Genomic DNA, 4,087 nt, shown 5'->3' with positions numbered 1-4,087 from the left:
ATAAATATTATGCTTGGATAATACAATATTATACGACTTAAGATGTATAGTTGTCAGGAATTGCTGGTATGTGGTCAGGCAAGTTTGCTTTAGTAGGTATTACCAAACGCTTTCCACCAACGGGCTCTCTCTCAAATTACGATCTGCAGTAACAAGTGTGGCACCGAGATGAATCGCTGTGGCGGTTATCAAACGGTCCGCCGGATCATTATTGATGCTGCTGTCCAGGTTCACGGAGAGTTCTGCAATGATTGGGTTAATAGGGATAATGTCGATTGTTCTTGCCTGTAATGCCAATTGGTTAAAACTCTCGGCGCTCAATTGCAATTGCAGCCGTCTACGTTTAATCAGCATGGCTACTTCCCAGAGGGTGATATCGCAAATCATCAGCTGGCCTTTGCGATCACCCTGTTGGATGAATTGCTTTGCTTTTTTGCTGAGTTTGTCGTGTTGCAGGGCATCCCAGATAAAGGCACAGGTATCCAATAAAATCATTGTCGGCTTTCCCAGGGTTCATTCAATGGGTCGATAATATCGTCGGCAATGGCATTTTTACCCACTTCCCTAAGGGTTTTTCTTGAGTACTTCTTTAACGCATCCGGGGCGCAGACTGTTGCCAGTGTCTGGCCATTAGAAGTCACGAGAAAGGGTTGGCCTTGTTGGGCTTTTTTCAGGTAATCAAGCAGGTTAGCTCTCAGTTCGCTGATATTGACCTGTTCCATTCTTTATTCCTTGTACAAAATCATTGTACTTCTCAAACTAGTTCAGCCGGAGTGTTTCTGCAAGACGATGTTAAAGCGTTTGATGGATATTTTCGGTGCCTTGGTTGCACTGATTTTTTTTGCCCGATTATGGCGTTTACCGCCTGGAAGGTGGCAAAAACCATGGGCAGGCCGGTTTTCTTTCGACAGGTCCGCCCGGGGTTGGATGGCAAGCCATTTGAGATGGTGAAGTTCCGTACCATGCGGGATGCTAATGGGCCGGATGGCAAACCTTTGCCTGATGCTGAACGTATTACTCCTTTTGGTTGTTTTATGCGCCGTGCTAGTCTTGATGAATTGCCGGAGTTCTGGAATTTACTGAAAGGGGATATGAGCCTGGTTGGGCCTCGGCCTTTATTAATGCAGTATCTGCCTCTCTATTCCAAAGAACAGTATCGTCGCCATGAGATGAAACCGGGCATTACCGGTTGGGCTCAGATTAATGGGCGTAATGCGATTTCCTGGGATGAAAAGTTCAGGTTGGATGTCTGGTATGTGGATAACCAATCCCTCTGGCTCGATATCAAGATTCTTTTTTCAACGGTTAAGAAAGTTGTTTTGCGGGAAGGGATTAGTGCGGATGATCATGTGACTATGCCTTTTTTCGAAGGTTCGCCTTCGAACGTTTCCCGTTCCCCGCAGCCCGTTACCCGTTTAAGAAAAGAGCCAAAAGCTGAGAAGATTTAAGCTTTTCGGGTAACGGACTACAGATTGTGGTCAACGAATAAAGACGAATCAAATGAATAGTACATTATTGATATTAGGAGCTGGCGGCCATGCCTGCGTCGTTGCCGATTGTGCTTTAGCAACGGGGCAATGGTCCGGTGTCGCTTTCCTGGATGACCGTTATCCTGAGCTTGATTCAATGAATGGCTGGCCAGTTGTGGGGCGCATTACTGATTTGGAATCGTTTGTTCCTGAATATCCCATGATGGCTCTGGGGGTTGGTGTCAGCTATGAAAGTTTGCGGCTGCAACTGCTTGCTCGTGGTCACCAGGCTGGTGCGAAATTTCCTGCCATTATTCACCCATCAGCAACCATCTCGCCTTTTGCAACGATAAATGATGGTTCAGTGGTGTTTGCCGGTGTGGTGATTAATGTTAATGCCTCTATCGGTTCAGGCTGTATTGTTAATACGCTTTCATCCATAGACCACGACTGCTCTATAGGGAATGGTACTCATATTTCACCAGGCGCTTTGTTGGCCGATGCAGTTACCATTGGTGACAAGGCCTGGATCGGCATGGGAGCGAAAATTCTGCAGTGCATTTCTGTGGGTGATGAAACTGTTGTTGGAGCTGGGGCAGTGGTGCTTTCTGACGTTCCGACGAATAGTAAAGTCGTTGGTGTTCCTGCTCGGCCTATCTTTTAAAGGCCGATTTCCATGGTCCGTAAAAACGTTTTGTTTTCTTTAATGGTAAAGGTATCAATAGTCAACTAGGCTGGACGTGTTATCTTGAACATGGTGTGCAGGTTTGTTTCAAAAATTTGGATTTACTGGTGAATCAACATTTTTTATAAAATTAGGGAAAATAATAAGCAAGGCTTTTTATATCATCTCAGCGACCATGGGGAGTATCTTGATGGCACTGGGTGGGGCTTATGCAGGCTCTTACAATTTTCGTATTGAGTGGGTTGAGGTTAGTGGCACCCTTGATTCTCTGCTGTGTATACTTTTTAATCCTGTTTCATCCCTTGTCAGTGGTGGTGCTTTGCTTGTCTTTGGTGCTGTCGGTACTTATCTTGACCAATCACGCCAGCAGGCAGAGATAACTCAATTAAGGGAAGGCAGTAAATCTTTTTTATCAATAAAAAATGCTTTGAATGCAGCTCAGGAAGAACTGCAGTTTCAAAAGTCAAAAACTTCAGAGCTGCATAGTGAGCTGGTTCAGTCTTGGTTAATTGGAGCCTATAAATATCTTGAACTTAATAATCAGGAACGAGTGACCATTTATTACGAGCATGATGAAGAGTTTTATCTGCTTGCACGTTACTCAAAAAATCCACACTTTGCCAAGATACACCGTCAAAAATTCCCTCTTAATCAAGGAGTCATCAGTTTAGCCTGGCAAAATGACCTTCATCTGGAACTGGGTTGCCCAAGCCAACGATTGCTCGAGGGTTATATTCAGTACATGCATATAAACTATCGCTATACGCCTGAAAAAATAGAAGCACTTGCAATGAAGAGTTGTCGTTATCTGGCTAAAGCAATAATAGATGCCGATGTTCATATTGGTGTTATCGTTTTTGAAAGTACTGAAGAGACCTTTCTTGAGAGTGAAGCTCAAAGGGAGGATATAATAAGGTATTGTGATAGCTATCAGGGCCGGATATCCAAATTTGTCAGGGATGGATTTGAGTTTAATAAAGAAATATATTTAAAGCGAAAAGGTAATCAGAAGCCAATAATTGAAGACGAGCTTATAGAAGAACTAGGGGGCGCGAATTGAATAGATTACAGCAAATAATCGCGTATCTTTGTGTGAACTACCCTCACAAGTCTGAGCTTTCCAAAGCCAGGCTGACCAAAATGGTTTACCTATCTGACTGGTTTTCTGCCCTTCTTGATGGTAGGCAGCTCACGAATATTGATTGGTTGTTCAATCATTATGGGCCTTATGTTGATGATGTCATAGGGGCTGCGCATAACGGAAGTGGTTTTATGGTTATTAATGAAACAACCATGTATGGTTCTCATAAAAATGTCATATCATTTCAGGGAGATGTTTCAAACATTCAACTCACCGACCGTGAAAAAGTGATTCTTGATGCAGTAATTGATAAAACAAAGAACCTTTGCTTCAACGATTTTATTGATTATGTATATTCTACTTACCCGGTTAAGAAGCAAGAGAGGTATTCTAACTTAAATCTTGTTTCTCTTGCTCAGCAGTTCAGGGAATCCAGAACCTGATATTTAGTTTTTTCATGCCTTTCGGCTTGTTCGCTTTCCGTAATCTGTAAAGGCGTTTTCTTGTCTTTTTTGGGGCAACGGATTACGGTAAGCGGACAACGATTCTAATCAATTAATTAGTCACTCAATTCAAAACAACCATGCTAACCCCCCCCTTTTTTTCCCTTGGCCTTCTTACACCCAGGAAGAGGCCGATGCGGACAGCCGTGTAGCGCTGTCCAATAAAGTCAATTACTGAACCGGTACCGAAAGCCGCAAGTTTGAACGCGAGTTTTCAATTGGTTGTGTTTTTGGACGAGAACTATCTATTTCGGACAACGGAAAGCGGACAACGACAATCAATGCCCCTCATGTTCCAGAAAAAGAGTCACCGGCAAATCAAACCGTTCAGCCAGGCTTTGCATCTGCC

The 4,087-nt window shown here is 43.6% G+C and carries 6 protein-coding genes; 4 read left to right on the top strand and 2 right to left on the bottom strand.

Features of this window, described 5'->3' with window-relative positions; translation table 11 throughout:
* Positions 1-99: 99 nt before the first annotated feature.
* Positions 100-495, bottom strand: a complete 396-nt coding sequence (locus KDK15_RS00660) for a type II toxin-antitoxin system VapC family toxin (RefSeq protein WP_257293435.1) — start codon at positions 493-495, stop codon at positions 100-102.
* Complete coding sequence (locus KDK15_RS00655; RefSeq protein WP_257293434.1) at positions 492-722, bottom strand: type II toxin-antitoxin system Phd/YefM family antitoxin; 231 nt, start codon at positions 720-722, stop codon at positions 492-494. Before KDK15_RS00655 ends, KDK15_RS00660 begins: the two co-directional genes overlap by 4 nt.
* Positions 723-851: 129 nt before the next feature.
* Here KDK15_RS00655 and KDK15_RS00650 point away from each other — a divergent pair, with 129 nt between their 5' ends.
* The 4 genes from KDK15_RS00650 to KDK15_RS00635 all read left to right on the top strand — a co-directional run bounded on the left by KDK15_RS00650 (position 852) and on the right by KDK15_RS00635 (position 3,678).
* The gene (locus KDK15_RS00650) at positions 852-1,448 is read left to right on the top strand and encodes a sugar transferase (RefSeq protein ID WP_306800186.1); all 597 of its coding nucleotides are present in this window, start codon (positions 852-854) and stop codon (positions 1,446-1,448) included.
* Positions 1,449-1,500: 52 nt separating this feature from the next.
* Complete coding sequence (locus KDK15_RS00645) at positions 1,501-2,133, top strand: acetyltransferase (protein ID WP_257293433.1); 633 nt, start codon at positions 1,501-1,503, stop codon at positions 2,131-2,133.
* A gap of 103 nt (positions 2,134-2,236) precedes the next feature.
* Positions 2,237-3,214, top strand: coding sequence for a hypothetical protein (locus KDK15_RS00640; RefSeq protein ID WP_257293432.1), 978 nt, complete (start codon positions 2,237-2,239; stop codon positions 3,212-3,214).
* Positions 3,211-3,678, top strand: coding sequence for a Panacea domain-containing protein (locus KDK15_RS00635; RefSeq protein WP_257293431.1), 468 nt, complete (start codon positions 3,211-3,213; stop codon positions 3,676-3,678). Before KDK15_RS00640 ends, KDK15_RS00635 begins: the two co-directional genes overlap by 4 nt.
* The last annotated feature ends 409 nt before the right edge of the window (positions 3,679-4,087 follow it).

Origin of the sequence: Endozoicomonas sp. YOMI1 (assembly GCF_024606345.1) — a bacterium.
In the GTDB taxonomy this organism is placed as follows: Bacteria; Pseudomonadota; Gammaproteobacteria; order Pseudomonadales; family Endozoicomonadaceae; genus Endozoicomonas.
This window is presented reverse-complemented; position numbering and strand designations above follow the sequence as displayed.